This window comes from Pseudomonas sp. YH-1 (genome assembly GCF_051990045.1).
GTDB lineage: Bacteria > Pseudomonadota > Gammaproteobacteria > Pseudomonadales > Pseudomonadaceae > Pseudomonas > Pseudomonas nicosulfuronedens.
Map to the genome: position 1 here is coordinate 2,334,446 of NZ_CP178184.1, position 13,535 is coordinate 2,347,980.

At 64.5% G+C, this 13,535-nt stretch carries 14 protein-coding genes and 1 other RNA gene; 11 read left to right on the forward strand and 4 right to left on the reverse strand.

The window, feature by feature from the left end; translation table 11 throughout:
- Window positions 1-42 precede the first annotated feature (42 nt).
- Together ACKI1H_RS11040 and ACKI1H_RS11045 are read left to right on the forward strand one after the other, a co-directional pair.
- Window positions 43-660: a glutathione S-transferase N-terminal domain-containing protein gene (locus ACKI1H_RS11040; protein WP_138521299.1), complete on the forward strand. Its 618-nt coding sequence runs from the start codon at window positions 43-45 to the stop codon at window positions 658-660.
- Between the two features lie 11 nt (window positions 661-671).
- A complete protein-coding gene (locus ACKI1H_RS11045; RefSeq protein ID WP_081517483.1) occupies window positions 672-1,076 on the forward strand; it encodes a ClpXP protease specificity-enhancing factor in 405 nt (134 codons plus the stop codon).
- A gap of 49 nt (window positions 1,077-1,125) precedes the next feature.
- Here ACKI1H_RS11045 and ACKI1H_RS11050 read toward each other — a convergent pair whose 3' ends face one another.
- Genes ACKI1H_RS11050 through ACKI1H_RS11065 form a run of 4 tightly spaced genes read right to left on the reverse strand, consistent with a single transcriptional unit; the run spans window position 1,126 to window position 4,511 of the window.
- Entirely contained in the window at window positions 1,126-1,704 is a 579-nt protein-coding gene (locus ACKI1H_RS11050) for a BON domain-containing protein (protein ID WP_138521301.1), read from the reverse strand.
- Complete coding sequence (locus ACKI1H_RS11055; protein ID WP_017518113.1) at window positions 1,701-2,294, reverse strand: phosphoheptose isomerase; 594 nt, start codon at window positions 2,292-2,294, stop codon at window positions 1,701-1,703. Before ACKI1H_RS11055 ends, ACKI1H_RS11050 begins: the two co-directional genes overlap by 4 nt.
- Window positions 2,295-2,322: 28 nt before the next feature.
- Window positions 2,323-2,700: a YraN family protein gene (locus ACKI1H_RS11060; RefSeq protein ID WP_138521303.1), complete on the reverse strand. Its 378-nt coding sequence runs from the start codon at window positions 2,698-2,700 to the stop codon at window positions 2,323-2,325.
- A complete protein-coding gene (locus ACKI1H_RS11065; RefSeq protein WP_138521305.1) occupies window positions 2,697-4,511 on the reverse strand; it encodes a penicillin-binding protein activator in 1,815 nt (604 codons plus the stop codon). Before ACKI1H_RS11065 ends, ACKI1H_RS11060 begins: the two co-directional genes overlap by 4 nt.
- Window positions 4,512-4,638: 127 nt before the next feature.
- Between ACKI1H_RS11065 and rsmI the strand changes: the two genes are divergently transcribed.
- The 9 genes from rsmI (at window position 4,639) to mraY (ending at window position 13,535) form a co-directional block, all read left to right on the forward strand.
- Entirely contained in the window at window positions 4,639-5,487 is an 849-nt protein-coding gene (rsmI, locus tag ACKI1H_RS11070; RefSeq protein ID WP_171049467.1) for a 16S rRNA (cytidine(1402)-2'-O)-methyltransferase, read from the forward strand.
- Window positions 5,488-5,527: 40 nt separating this feature from the next.
- Window positions 5,528-5,884, forward strand: an RNA gene (rnpB, locus tag ACKI1H_RS11075) — RNase P RNA component class A.
- A gap of 307 nt (window positions 5,885-6,191) precedes the next feature.
- Window positions 6,192-6,647 (forward strand): division/cell wall cluster transcriptional repressor MraZ, encoded by a 456-nt coding sequence (gene mraZ, locus ACKI1H_RS11080; RefSeq protein WP_081517487.1) that lies wholly within the window; start codon window positions 6,192-6,194, stop codon window positions 6,645-6,647.
- A gap of 8 nt (window positions 6,648-6,655) precedes the next feature.
- Window positions 6,656-7,597 carry a 16S rRNA (cytosine(1402)-N(4))-methyltransferase RsmH gene (gene rsmH / locus ACKI1H_RS11085; RefSeq protein WP_440468353.1) on the forward strand — a complete coding sequence of 314 codons (942 nt, stop codon included), beginning with the start codon at window positions 6,656-6,658 and terminating at the stop codon, window positions 7,595-7,597.
- A complete protein-coding gene (gene ftsL, locus ACKI1H_RS11090) occupies window positions 7,594-7,887 on the forward strand; it encodes a cell division protein FtsL (RefSeq protein WP_045209619.1) in 294 nt (97 codons plus the stop codon). The genes rsmH and ftsL overlap by 4 nt, the downstream gene beginning before the upstream one ends.
- A complete protein-coding gene (locus ACKI1H_RS11095; protein WP_440468354.1) occupies window positions 7,884-9,632 on the forward strand; it encodes a peptidoglycan D,D-transpeptidase FtsI family protein in 1,749 nt (582 codons plus the stop codon). Before ftsL ends, ACKI1H_RS11095 begins: the two co-directional genes overlap by 4 nt.
- A complete protein-coding gene (locus ACKI1H_RS11100; protein ID WP_440468355.1) occupies window positions 9,632-11,095 on the forward strand; it encodes a UDP-N-acetylmuramoyl-L-alanyl-D-glutamate--2,6-diaminopimelate ligase in 1,464 nt (487 codons plus the stop codon). Before ACKI1H_RS11095 ends, ACKI1H_RS11100 begins: the two co-directional genes overlap by 1 nt.
- The gene (locus tag ACKI1H_RS11105) at window positions 11,088-12,452 is read left to right on the forward strand and encodes a UDP-N-acetylmuramoyl-tripeptide--D-alanyl-D-alanine ligase (protein WP_440468356.1); all 1,365 of its coding nucleotides are present in this window, start codon (window positions 11,088-11,090) and stop codon (window positions 12,450-12,452) included. The genes ACKI1H_RS11100 and ACKI1H_RS11105 overlap by 8 nt, the downstream gene beginning before the upstream one ends.
- Window positions 12,453-13,535: a phospho-N-acetylmuramoyl-pentapeptide-transferase gene (gene mraY / locus ACKI1H_RS11110; RefSeq protein ID WP_081517491.1), complete on the forward strand. Its 1,083-nt coding sequence runs from the start codon at window positions 12,453-12,455 to the stop codon at window positions 13,533-13,535.

Genomic DNA, 13,535 nt, shown 5'->3' on the forward strand with positions numbered 1-13,535 from the left:
TTTCTACCTCCCACAAGAAGATCCTGCGAGGAGGCGCGCGGCATGGCCGCAATCAATAAGCTCACCTGCTTCTCCGATCCTTCCTGCCACTACAGTCACCGCGTGCGCCTGGTGCTGGCCGAGAAGAGCGTCGTTGCCGACATCATCGACGTACCCGCCGGAAACATCCCGGCCAAACTCGCCGAAGTGAACCCCTATGGCAGCCTGCCGACCCTGGTGGATCGCGATCTCGCGCTCTACGAGTCGACGGTGGTCATGGAGTACCTCGATGAGCGTTATCCACACCCGCCGCTGCTCCCGGTCTACCCGGTGGCCCGCGCCAACAGCCGCCTGCTGATGCACCGCATCCAGCGCGACTGGTGCAGCCTGGTGGACCGCATCCTCGATACCCGCCGCAAGGATGCCGAACGAGCCTTGGCGCGCAAGGAGTTGCGTGAGAGCCTGACCGGAGTGTCGCCGCTGTTCGCAGACAAGGCGTTCTTCCTCAGTGACGAGCTGAGCCTGGTGGATTGCTGCCTGTTGCCGATCCTCTGGCGTCTGTCGATCCTGGGGATTGAGCTTCCGCGGCCGGCGAAGCCTCTGCTGGACTACATGGAGCGGCAGTTTGCGCGGGAAGCTTTCCGTGCGAGCCTGTCCTCTGTCGAACGTGATATGCGCTAAGGAGCCTGATGATGAACTCCAGTCGTCCCTACCTCGTGCGAGCCCTCTATGAGTGGATCGTCGACAACGGCTGCACGCCGCATATCCTGGTGAATTCCGAGTATCCGGGCGTGCGGGTACCGCCGGGGTATGCCAGCGACGGCCAGATCGTACTCAACGTCTCGCCGACCGCGGTGCGCCATCTGCAGATGGATAACGAGGCGGTCAGCTTCGAAGGTCGCTTCGGTGGTGTCGCCCAGAGTCTCTATGTCCCGTCCCAGGCGGTGATGGCGATCTACGCACGGGAGAACGGCCAGGGCATGGTCTTCGATCTGGAGCCACCGGTGCCCACCGATGATGAGGATCTACCGGATGACGGTCCCTCCGACGAGCCGCCGCGCCCCAGTGGCCGGCCGAGTCTCAAGGTGGTGAAGTAATAAAAAAGGCGACCCGAGGGTCGCCTTTTTCATGCCTGCAATCGAGTGATCAGTCGATGTACTCGAACAGGCGGACGATCTTCTGCACGCCGTCCACGCCCTGGACCACCTGGGTAGCCAGGTCGCCTTCCTTGCGGGTGACCAGGCCCAGCATGTAGACGATGCCGTTCTCGGTCAGAACCTTGATGCGGGTGGAGGGCACGTTCGCGTCAGCGAGCATCTGGCTCTTGATCTTGGTGGTCAGCCAGGTGTCGTTGCTGCGGGCGGCCAGGGAGGAGGGCTGCAGGATCTGCAGCTCGTTGTGCACGGTCTTGACCTTCTGCACTTCCTTGGCGGCCTGTTCGGCCTTGTTCTTCAGGTCGGCGCGAGGAGTCTGGCCGGCCAGCAGCACCACGCCGTTGTAGCTGATCACCACGACGTGGGAGTCGCGGTCGAGGGCGGGGTCGGCCTTGGCGACGTTCACCGCCACCTTGGTTTCGATCAGCGAATCGTCGATCTTGCTGCCAAGGGTGCGGGTGCCCTTGTCATCGTCGATCGGTTTGTCGCGGGTGGCGCTCACGAAGCTCGTGCAGCCACCCAGTGCCATGGTCACGGCCAGTGCGGCTGCGATCAGTGGGGTACGGGTCATTCTTCACTCCCGAACAGTTGACGGTCGATGAGGTCGCACAGGCAGTGGATGACCAGCAGGTGGACTTCCTGGATGCGTGCGGTGACCTTGGCCGGAACGCGGATCTCCACGTCTTCGGGCAGCAGCAACGATGCCATGTTGCCGCCGTCGCGGCCGGTCAGAGCTACGACAACCATTTCGCGATCATGTGCGGCCTGGATCGCCTGAATGACGTTCGCCGAGTTGCCGCTGGTGGAAATCGCCAGCAGTACGTCACCTGGTTGACCCAGTGCGCGGATCTGCTTGGAGAAGACTTCGTTGTAGCTGTAGTCGTTGGCGATCGAGGTGATGGTGGAGCTGTCGGTGGTCAGGGCGACCGCCGGCAGGCTCGGGCGCTCGCGCTCGAAGCGGTTCAGCAGTTCGGAGGAGAAGTGCTGAGCGTCGCCGGCGGAGCCGCCATTGCCGCAGGAGAGAATCTTGCCCTCGTTCAGCAGGGCATTGACCATGACCATGCTGGCCTGCTCGATATGCGGGATGAGCACCTCGGTGGCCTGTTGCTTGGTCTCGATGCTGGCATGGAAGAGCTGGCGGATACGGGATTGCATGTCCATCAGGTGTGACCTTTCGTCGGGCGTCTGATCAGGTGTCAAAAGCGTTGGGAATCCAGTTCAAGTGCCCTGCGGAGCCTGGGGTGCGCGCGTCGATGGCGACGATGTCGAACCGGCAGGGGTGGCTGCTCCAGCGGGCGTTCTGTTGCAGGAAGAGTTCGGCGGAAATGGCCAGGCGTTGACGCTTGCGCATGTCCACGCTCTCCAGCGCTCCGCCCCAGGCAGAATGCCGGCGGGAGCGAACTTCGACGAATACTACTGTATCGCCGTCCAGCATGACCAGATCGAGCTCGCCTCGGCGGCACATCCAGTTCTGCGCCAGGAGGCGCAATCCATGCTGTTCCAGGTGGGCCAGGGCGGCGGCTTCAGCCTGCCGCCCGGCTTTCTGGGTGGGGCTGTTACCGATCAAATACCGCTATTCTCCAGCGGCTGGACCTGGCCGTTCTTGAACTCGGCCCAGGGCAGGCGGCGCTCTACACGCTGGCTGGCGCTGACGCTCAGGGTGCCGGTCAGGCCGTCGACCTGCATGCTCGGCACGGCCTTGAGCTCCGGCAGGCGCGGGGCCAGCTGGTAGGCGTCGGCGCCCATGGCGTACAGGCGACCGAGGCTGCCGTTGGCGGCCGGCCATTGCGCAGCGACTTGCTGGCGCAGGGCGTTGTTCGGGTTCAGCAGCCACGGAGTCTCGCAGAAGCGGATGCCGTTCAGGTCCTGGTCCTGTGCCGGGTTGTTCACGCCGGTGTACAAGTTGGAGGTGGCGTAGACCGGCAGGTCGCCAGCGTACTGGAAGGCCAGGGTCGGCTTGATCTGGCGGGCTTGCTGCGGGGTGGCGGCGAGGAAGATGAAGTCGATGTCCTGGCGGCGCGACGGCTGGGTGTCGACGCTGCTGTCGAGCACGCCCTGCAGGCGCTTGGCGCGGCCTTCGCTCTGGCGCAGTTGCAGCAGGTCGGCGATCTGGCGGGCCAGTTCCACTGGCTGGTCGACGTGCTCGGCGGCGATCAGGGTGCCGCCGGCGGCTTGCCAGTTGCGGCTGAAGGAGGCGAGTACGCGATCACCCCACTCGCCACGTGGCACCAGGGCCACGGCGCGGCGCATGCCGTCGTTCCAGGCGCGGTTTGCGACTTCGCGGGCTTCGTCCTCGGCGGACAGGCCGAACTGGAACAGCTGGGCCGGACCTTCCTGGTTGCCGTCGGCGTAGTTCAGCGCCAGTGTGGTGATCGGCAGTTGCGGCTGGCTGCTCATCTGCTTGACCAGGTTCTTCTCCAGGGGGCCGACGACCAGTTGTACGCCATCGGCCTGGGCCTGGCGGTAGAACTCGTCCAGCGAACGCACCTGGGTACTGTCGTAGAGCTTGATGGCCGGCTGCGCCTGGCCGCCCTGCTGGGCCTGGTAGTGGGCAGCGAGGAAGCCGTCCTGCAGCGCGCGGGCGACGGAGGCCAGTTGGCCTTGCTGCGGCAGCAGCAGGCCGATCTTGTTCAGTGGCTGGGCAGCCAGGGACTTCAGCTTGGTCAGCGCGTCGGGCAATTGCTTGGCGGCCGGGTGGTCGGGGTTCTGCGCGACCCAGTTGTCGATGTTCGACTGCTGTTCTTTCAGGGTCGACGAGGACTTGGTGATGCGCGCCAGTTCCAGCCAGCCGTTCAGGTCGCCTTCGTTGCTGCTGGCCTGCATTTGATCCAGGGGCAGGCTGGACACCAGTTTCCAGATTTCCTCATGGTTGGCCTTGCTGGCCTCGGCGTTCAGCAGGGGATCGATGAACACGCGCTCGCGGGCGGCGCTCAGGGTCTGGCCGTCGGCGGCCAGGGCCAGGGATTTGACCATGCCGGCGCGGGCCTGAAGGTCCACTGGCATTTCGCCCAGGCGCTGGAAGCTGGGGTTGTCGAAGGCCTTCAGTGCAGCCTTGGTCTTGTTGCGGGCCAGTTCGAGTTGGGCGCGCAGCGTGCTGGCGAAGACCTGCTGGGCGGGCTTCAGGCTGTCCATGGGGATCTGGTCGAGGATCTGCGTAGAGCGGCCGAGATCCTTCTGCTTGTAGGCCAGATCGGCGGCGGACAGGCGCAGGACGGTAGCTTCGTCCGGCTTGGCAGTGGAGGCCTGCTGCAGCAGCTGTTCGATGCTGGCGTCCGGGGTGCGCGGCAGTTCGCCGAGATTGGACGACGGGGAGGATGCACAGGCGGCGAGCATGCCGGCCAGGAACAGAGCAGATAGCGGACGCAGGCGAGCGATCATATCGGGCTTCTCGTGACGCATTCAAAGAGCTGCCGATTGTACCCAAGCGGCGAGGGGGACGCGATGGCGGCTGCCGGAATCGGGATACAATGCGTCTTTTCCGACACTTCCGGTGAGGTTCTCCCGCGTGACCCTAGGCACTCTCTATGTGGTGGCCACTCCTATTGGCAACCTGGACGACATCAGCGCCCGGGCGCTGAAGGTGCTGGCCGACGTGGCCCTGATCGCGGCCGAAGACACCCGACACTCCGTGCGCCTGCTGCAGCACTTCGGCATCCAGACGCCGCTGGCGGCCTGCCACGAACACAACGAGCGGGAGCAGGGCGGCCGCTTCCTCACCAAGCTGCAGGCTGGCGAGGACGTCGCGCTGATCTCCGATGCGGGGACGCCGCTGATTTCCGATCCGGGCTACCACCTGGTGCGCCAGGCGCGCGCGGCGGGCATCGCTGTCGTGCCGGTGCCGGGGGCCTGTGCGCTGATCGCCGCGCTTTCCGCTGCTGGCCTGCCGTCGGATCGTTTTGTCTTCGAAGGCTTCCTGCCGGCGAAGGTCGCCGGCCGCCGTGGGCGCCTGGAGGCGCTGGTGGATGAGCCGCGCACCCTGATCTTCTACGAAGCGCCGCATCGCGTGCTGGAGTGTATCGAGGACATGGCGGCGATCTTTGGCGACGAACGGCCAGCGCTGCTGGCGCGCGAGCTGACCAAGACCTTCGAGACCCTGAAAGGGCTGCCGCTGGGCGAGTTGCGCGAATTCGTAGCGTCCGACAGTAACCAGCAGCGCGGCGAGTGTGTGCTGCTGGTGGCCGGCAAGCCCGCACCGGAAGGCGATGAGGCGGTGGACGCACAGACGCTGCGGGTGCTCGATCTGCTGCTGGCGGAACTGCCCGTCAAGCGTGCCGCAGCGCTTGCCGCGGAGATCACCGGAGCACGCAAGAACCAGCTTTATCAGATCGCGCTGGAGCGCCAGGGCAAGGCTTGAGCTTGTCCTGAGCGCCGTCAGCCGCTAACCTTGCGGACTGAGAGTCGATTGGACAGTCGCTGTTCCGTGGTGTTCCACCACGGGGTGGAGGAAAGTCCGGGCTCCATAGGGCAGAGTGCCAGGTAACGCCTGGGAGGCGCGAGCCTACGGAAAGTGCCACAGAAAATAACCGCCTAAGCGCGCAAGCGCCGGTAAGGGTGAAAAGGTGCGGTAAGAGCGCACCGCACGGCTGGCAACAGTTCGTGGCTAGGTAAACCCCACTCGGAGCAAGATCAAATAGGAACCCATTGGCGCGGCCCGCGTTGGGTTCGGGTAGATCGCTTGAGGCATGCAGTGATGTATGTCCCAGAGGAATGGCTGTCCTCGACAGAACCCGGCTTACAGATCGACTCTCACCACTTTTCCTCCACTTCTTCCCACATGACCATTTGTCGCTGACCGGAAGAAGTTACAAACTTAAGAAATCACTTTAAGTATGAAAGCCCAGTGTTTTGAAAACACTGGGCTTTTCTCTTTTCTAGCGCGTCAAATTCCCTCCCCGAACCTCGCAAAAGCACGCTAAATCTCGGTCCTGTAAGGATTTTTCCCCTCTGGCTCGCCTTGACGGTGGGGAGCGTGGATTTCTATAGTGTGCGGAAGTGGTACGAAGTGGGTAAAAGTGGGATCAACAGGCATGGATAGCCAACCACAGGGGAAGCGCTGACGTGTTTCGCGGAGCTAACGCCATCAGTCTCGACGCCAAAGGGCGCCTCGCGATGCCGAGTCGGTATCGTGACGAGCTCGTTTCGCGTTGCAATGGCCAGCTCATCGTCACCATCGATGCCGTCGACACCTGCCTCACCGTCTACCCCCTCCCGGAATGGGAACTCATCGAAGCCAAGCTGCGCGAACTGCCCTCGCTGCGCGAAGAAACGCGGCGCCTGCAACGTTTGCTGATTGGTAATGCCGTTGACCTGGAGCTGGATGGCGCCGGGCGTTTTCTCATTCCGCCGCGCCTGCGTGAGTACGCCGGCCTGGACAAGAAAGCGATGCTGGTCGGCCAGCTGAACAAGTTCCAGTTGTGGGACGAAGACAAATGGAATGCGGTTGCCGAGGCCGATCTCGCAGCCATCAAAGAACCCGGCGGTCTGCCGGATGAATTGCGCGACCTTATTCTGTGAGCCTGCCTGTGACCAGTACCTTCCAACACATCACCGTTCTGCTCGAGGAGGCCGTCGAAGCGCTGGCCCCCCTGGAGGGCGGCCGCTATGTGGACGGCACCTTCGGAAGGGGAGGGCACAGCCGGGCCTTGCTCGGCAAGCTCGGCCCGGGCGGTCAACTGCTCGGGTTCGACAAGGACCCCCAGGCGATTGCGACGGGAAAAACACTGGCGGCCGAAGACGGCCGCTTCGTCATTGTGCAAAGGTCCTTCGCCGAGATGGCGGAAGAGTTCTCCGCGCGTGGTCTGCAGGGCAGCGTGAACGGCGTTCTGCTGGACCTGGGCGTGTCTTCGCCGCAGCTGGATGACCCCGAGCGAGGCTTCAGCTTCCTCAACGATGGCCCGCTGGACATGCGCATGAACCCGGAGCAGGGCGTCAGTGCTGCGCAGTGGATCGCCACAGCCGCGGAAGACGAGATCGCTCGCGTATTCAAGGATTACGGCGAAGAACGCTTCGCCAAACGTATGGCACGCGCCATCGTGCAGCGTCGCGCGGAAGCGCCTTTCGAGCGCACCGCCGATCTGGCCGCCGTGATCACCGAGGCCAATCCGGCCTGGGAGAAAGGCAAGAACCCGGCTACCCGCGCTTTCCAGGGGCTGCGCATCTTCATCAATAACGAGCTGGGCGATCTGGAGCGTGGCCTTGAAGCTGCGCTGGAAGGTCTGGCCGTGGGTGGTCGCCTGGTGGTGATCAGCTTCCATTCGCTGGAAGACCGTATCGTCAAACAGTTCATGCGCAAGCAGGTGAAGGGCGAGGCGGACAATCTGCCGCGCAATCTGCCGATCCAGGTCAAGCCTTTCGATCCGCGCCTGAAGCTGATCGGCAAGCCGGTCTATGCCTCTGAGGCGGAGCTCAAGGCCAACCCGCGTTCGCGCAGCGCAGTCATGCGTATCGCGGAGAAGCTCAGATGAGCCGCCTGTTCTCCAAGCGTCTGCCGACCGGCAGCTTCTTCATGTTGCTGCTGTTCATCGGCGTGCTGCTGTCGGCCATCTCCGTTTCCTACAGCGCCTACTGGAACCGCCAACTGCTCAACTCGCTTTACACCGAGCTCAATATTCGCGACAAGGCGCAGGCCGAATACGGCCGCCTGATCCTTGAGCAGAGCACCTGGACGGCCCACAGCCGCATCGAAGGTCTGGCGACCGACCAGTTGAAGATGCGCGTGCCCGATCCGACCGAAATCATCATGGTGGCGCCATGAGAGACCTGGCCGGCGCTCGCTACCCCTGGCGCTTCCGCGTCGTCATCGCCTTGCTGCTGGCGATGGTGGCGGCGATCGCCTGGCGGATCGTCGACCTGCACGTCATCGACCACGACTTCCTCAAGGGCCAGGGCGATGCGCGCAGCGTGCGGCACATCACCATTCCCGCGCACCGTGGGCTGATCACTGATCGCAATGGCGAGCCGCTGGCGGTGAGTACGCCTGTCGCCACGCTCTGGGCCAACCCCAAGGAGCTGGTGCTCGAGCGTGAAAAATGGGGTTTTCTTGCCGACGCCCTTGGTCAGCCCAAGGCGGCTCTGTCCGAGCGGCTGGAGGCAAACGCCGACAAGGAATTCATCTACCTCGTCCGTGGCCTGACCCCGGAGCAGGGTGAGGCCGTGATGGCCCAGGTGAAGACCCATCGCATCCCCGGCGTCTATTCGGTCGAGGAATTCCGCCGCTTCTACCCGTCCGGCGAAGTCGCCGCACAGGTAGTGGGCTTCACCGACGTCGACGACCGCGGCCGTGAAGGCGTGGAACTGGCCTTCGACAGCTGGCTGGCCGGTGTGCCGGGCAAGCGTCAGGTGCTCAAGGACCGTCGTGGTCACCTGATCCGTGACGTGCAGGTCACCCGCAACGCCAAGGCCGGCAAGACCCTGGCGCTGTCCATTGACCTGCGCCTGCAGTACCTCGCCAACCGCGAGCTGCGCAATGCGCTGGTGGAGAACGGCGCCAAGGCTGGCAGCCTGGTGATTCTCGACGTGAAGTCCGGCGAAGTGCTGGCCATGGCCAACCAGCCGACCTACAACCCGAACAACCGTCGCAACCTGCAGCCGGCGATGATGCGCAACCGCGCCATGATCGACGTGTTCGAGCCGGGTTCGACCATGAAGCCGTTCTCCATGAGCGCGGCGCTGGAAACCGGCCGCTGGAAGCCCACCGACAAGGTCGAGGTCTACCCCGGCACGCTGCAGATCGGCCGTTACACCATTCGTGACGTGTCCCGCACCGAAGGGCCGGTGCTGGACCTGACCGGCATCCTGATCCGCTCCAGTAACGTGGGCATGAGCAAGGTCGCCTTCGATATCGGTGGCGAAGCCATCTACAGCCTGATGCAGAAGGTCGGCCTCGGCCAGGACACCGGTCTGGGCTTCCCCGGCGAGCGCGTCGGCAACCTGCCGAATTACCGGGAATGGCGCAAGGCAGAAACCGCGACCCTGTCCTACGGCTACGGCCTCTCCGTCACCGCGATCCAGCTGGCCCATGCCTATGCGGCGTTGGCCAACAATGGCCGCAGCGTGCCGCTGACCATGGTCCGCGCTGATCGCCCGGCAGAAGCCACCCAGGTCATCCCCGAGCCGGTCGCCAAGACCATGCAGGGCATGCTGCAGCAAGTGATCGAAGCGCCGAACGGCGTATACCGCGCCCAGGTGCCGGGTTACCACGTGGCCGGCAAGTCCGGTACCGCGCGCAAGACCGCGACGGGCGCCAAGGGCTACGCCGAGAATTCCTACCGCTCCCTGTTCGCCGGCTTCGCGCCGATGAGCAATCCGCGCTATGTCGCCGTGGTGGTCATCGATGAACCCAGCAAGGCCGGCTACTTCGGTGGCCTGGTGTCCGCGCCGGTGTTCAGCAAGGTGATGTCCGGCACGCTGCGCCTGATGAACGTGCCGCCGGACAACCTGCCGGCGACCCCGCAGCAACAAGCTGATGCTGCGCCCGCTGCCAAAGGAGGGCGTGGCTGATGCCGATGAGCCTGAACCAGCTGCTGCCACAAGCCGAAAGCGGCGAACTGATCCGCGAACTGACCCTGGACAGCCGCACCGTCAAACCGGGCGACCTGTTCCTGGCCGTGCCGGGTGGTCGCCAGGATGGCCGCGGGCACATTGCCGCCGCGCTCAGCCTGGGCGCTGCGGCAGTCGCCTATGAGGCCGAGGGCGCAGTCGATCTGCCGCCCAGCGATGTGCCGATGATTGCTATCAAGGGTCTCGCCAGGCAGCTGTCGGCTATCGCCGGTCGCTTCTATGGCGAACCGAGTCGTGGCGTCGAACTGGTCGGCGTGACCGGCACCAACGGCAAGACCAGCGTCAGCCAGCTGGTGGCCCAGGCGCTGGACCTGCTCGGCGAGCGCTGTGGCATCGTCGGCACCCTCGGTACCGGTTTCTATGGCGCGCTGGAAAGCGGCCGTCACACCACGCCCGACCCGCTCGCCGTGCAGGCGACCCTGGCGCGCCTGAAGCAGGCGGGAGCCAAGGCAGTGGCCATGGAAGTGTCCTCCCATGGGCTGGAGCAAGGCCGTGTCGCGGCGCTGGGCTTCGACGTGGCGGTGTTCACCAACCTGTCCCGCGATCACCTGGACTACCACGGCTCGATGGAGGCCTACGGTGCTGCCAAGGCCAAGCTGTTCGCCTGGCAGGGTCTGCGCTGCCGGGTGATCAACCTGGACGACGACTTCGGCCGTCAACTGGCCGCCGAGTCCCACGAGTCCCGTCTGATGGGTTACAGCCTGAGCGATCCGTCGGCCTACATCTACTGCCGCGAAGCCACCTTCAGCGATGCCGGCGTGCAAGCGCAGATCGTCACCCCGCAGGGCGAAGGCCTGCTGCGCAGCTCGCTGCTGGGCAAGTTCAACCTGAGCAACCTGCTGGCCGTGGTCGGTGCGCTGCTGGGCCTGGACTACCCGCTGGGCGACGTGCTCAAGGTACTGCCGCAGCTGGAAGGTCCGATTGGGCGCATGCAGCGCCTGGGCGGCGGCGAAAAACCGTTGGTAGTCGTGGACTACGCCCACACTCCGGACGCGCTGGAAAAAGTCCTGCTGGCCCTGCGCCCGCACGTTCATGGTCGACTGCTGTGCCTGTTCGGCTGCGGCGGCGACCGTGACAGCGGCAAGCGCCCGATCATGGCGCAGATCGCCGAGCAGCATGCTGATCGCGTGCTGGTCACCGATGACAACCCGCGCACCGAGAAGAGCGACGCGATCATCGCCGACATTCGTGCCGGCTTCACCAAGCCCGAAGCGGTCGAATTCGTGCCCGGTCGTGGCGAGGCCATCGCCCGTCTGATTGCTTCTGCCGGAGTCGACGATGTCGTGCTGCTGGCCGGCAAGGGACATGAGGATTACCAGGAGATCGACGGTGTTCGCCACCCGTTCTCCGATCTGGATCAAGCCGCCAAGGCGCTGGCTGCCTGGGAGGTGAAGCGTGCTTAAGCCCCTTTCGCTCAATGAGGTCGCTGCTGCACTGCAAGGCCGAGTGGTCGGTGCTGATGTCAGCTTCGATGCCGTGAGCACCGATAGCCGCGCCATCGTGCCCGGCCAGCTGTTCATTGCCCTGACCGGGCCGCGTTTCGATGGTCACGACTACCTGGCCGACGTCGCTGCCAAGGGCGCAGTCGCCGCTCTGGTCGATCGCGAAGTCGCCGGTGCGCCGCTGCCGCAACTGGTCGTGGCAGACACCCGTATTGCACTGGGCCAGCTCGGCGCGCTGAACCGCACTGCCTTCACCGGCCGTGTTGCCGCCGTGACCGGTTCCAGCGGCAAGACCACCGTGAAGGAAATGCTCGCCAGCATCCTGCGGACCCAGGGCGAAGTCCTGGCGACCCGCGGCAACCTGAACAACGACCTCGGTGCGCCGCTGACCCTGTTGCAGCTGGCTCCAGAGCATAAAAGTGCAGTCATCGAGCTGGGCGCCAACCGTGTCGGGGAGATTGCCTACACCGTCGCGCTGACCCGTCCGCAGGTCGCCATCATCACCAACGCCGGCACTGCCCACGTGGGCGAGTTCGGTGGTCAGGACAAGATTGTCCTGGCCAAGGGCGAGATCCTCGAAGGGCTGGCCGCTGACGGCGTGGCCATCCTCAACCGTGACGACAAGGCCTTCGACACCTGGCAGGCCCGCGCCGCCGGTCGCCGTATCTCCAGTTTCGGCCTGCACGACGCCCGTGCCGACTTCCGCGCCAGCGATGTACAGCGTGATGCCCGCGGTTGCCCTGGGTTCACCCTGCAGGGCCCGGCTGGCGAGGCTGCCGTTCAGCTGAATCTGCTCGGTGAGCACAACGTCACGAACGCGCTGGCCGCCGCCGCCGCCGCCCATGCCCTTGGCGTGCCACTGGTCGGGATCGTTTCCGGCCTGCAGAACCTGCAGCCGGTCAAGGGTCGCGCCGTAGCCCAGTTGGCGACGAATGGCATGCGTGTGATCGATGACAGCTACAACGCCAACCCGGCTTCAATCTGCGCGGCGATTGATATACTCGCCGGCTTTTCCGGCCGGACCGTCCTGGTCCTCGGGGACATGGGCGAGCTGGGTGCCTGGGCGGAATCTTCCCACCGCGAAGTGGGAACCTACGCCATTGGCAAAGTCACCGCGCTCTATGCCGTCGGACCGTTGATGAGCCACGCCGTGCAGGCGTTCGGTTCCGCGGGCCGGCACTTCGCCGATCAGGCCAGCCTGATCCAGGCCCTGGCCGAAGAAGCTTCGACAACCACCATTCTGATCAAGGGTTCCCGCAGCGCGGCGATGGACAAGGTCGTCGCGGCGCTCTGTGGTTCCTCCGAGGAGAGTCACTAAATGCTGCTGCTGCTCGCCGAGTACCTGCAACAGTTCTACAAGGGCTTCGGCGTCTTCCAGTACCTGACCCTGCGCGGCATCCTGAGCGTGCTGACCGCACTCGCCCTGTCGCTGTGGCTGGGCCCGTGGATGATCCGCACCCTGCAGATCCGCCAGATCGGCCAGTCCGTGCGCAATGACGGTCCGCAATCGCACCTGTCCAAGAAAGGCACGCCGACCATGGGTGGCGCGCTGATCCTCACCGCCATTGCCATCAGCACGCTGCTGTGGTCCGACTGGTCGAACCGCTACGTCTGGGTCGTGCTGGCCGTGACCCTGCTGTTCGGCGCCATCGGCTGGGTGGATGACTACCGCAAGGTGATCGAGAAGAACTCCCGTGGCCTGCCGAGCCGCTGGAAGTATTTCTGGCAGTCGGTATTCGGCCTGGGCGCCGCGATCTTCCTCTATATGACTGCCGAGACGCCGGTCGAGACCACCCTGATCGTGCCGATGCTGAAGAACGTCGAGATCCCGCTGGGCATCTTCTTCGTGGTGCTGACCTACTTCGTGATCGTCGGCTCCAGCAACGCGGTGAACCTGACCGACGGCCTCGACGGCCTCGCCATCATGCCCACCGTGATGGTCGGCGGCGCGCTGGGGATCTTCTGCTACCTGTCGGGCAACATCAAATTCGCCGAATACCTGTTCATCCCGAGCGTTCCGGGTGCGGGCGAGCTGATCATCTTCTGCGGCGCCATCGTCGGCGCAGGGCTGGGCTTCCTCTGGTTCAACACCTATCCGGCGCAGGTCTTCATGGGTGACGTCGGCGCGCTGGCGCTCGGCGCCGCGCTGGGCACCATCGCGGTGATCGTCCGCCAGGAAATCGTGCTGTTCATCATGGGCGGCGTGTTCGTGATGGAAACCCTGTCGGTGGTGATCCAGGTCGCCTCCTTCAAACTGACCGGCAAGCGGGTGTTCCGCATGGCGCCGATCCACCACCACTTCGAACTCAAAGGCTGGCCGGAGCCGCGCGTGATCGTGCGCTTCTGGATCATCACGGTGATTCTCGTGCTGATCGGCCTGGCCACGTTGAAACTGCGTTGA